Origin of the sequence: Microvirga pakistanensis, assembly GCF_004458765.1 — a bacterium.
In the GTDB taxonomy this organism is placed as follows: domain Bacteria; phylum Pseudomonadota; class Alphaproteobacteria; order Rhizobiales; family Beijerinckiaceae; genus Microvirga; species Microvirga pakistanensis.
In genome coordinates, this window is record NZ_SPJX01000698.1 from 1 (window position 1) to 526 (window position 526).

Here is a 526-nt window from a genome sequence, read left to right on the forward strand (position 1 = left end):
CCGTGGGCGCGATCGTGGCGGCCAAGGGCGGCGAGGAGATGCGCTTCGTGCGCGAGGACCTCTGGCGGGCGGCTCAGGTGCAGCAGAGCGTCATCGGCGGCGATACCCTGCGCACGAACGCCATCGGCAATCTCGCGATCCTGTTTGCCGACCAGACCCAGATCCGGGTCGGCCGCAACTCCACCCTGACGGTGAGCGGCCTGGCGGGCGCTTCCAGCGGCACGACCGCTCTCAATCTCGACGCCGGCACGCTCTGGGCGCGCGCCGCCCGCGGCGGCACCGGGGTCGACGTGAAGACGCCTGCGGCCGTGGCCGCCATCCGCGGCACCGACTGGTCCCTGTCGGTCGAGGGCGGCCGCACCTCCCTCATGGTGCTCGAAGGGGTGGTGGAGCTGCGCAATGCGCAGGGCGCCGTGACGGTGCGTCAGGGCGAGGGCGCGGTGGCCGCCATCGGGCAGGCGCCGACCAAATTCGTGCTCGTGAGCCCGAACGACCGGGAGCAGATGCTGTTCTACATGAGCCTGCG

The 526-nt window shown here is 71.9% G+C and carries 1 protein-coding gene; it reads left to right on the plus strand.

The features are described from left to right. Positions 1 to 526, plus strand: a 526-nt coding sequence (locus E4K09_RS26785; protein WP_166802536.1) for a FecR domain-containing protein, incomplete at both ends; no start/stop codon positions are given.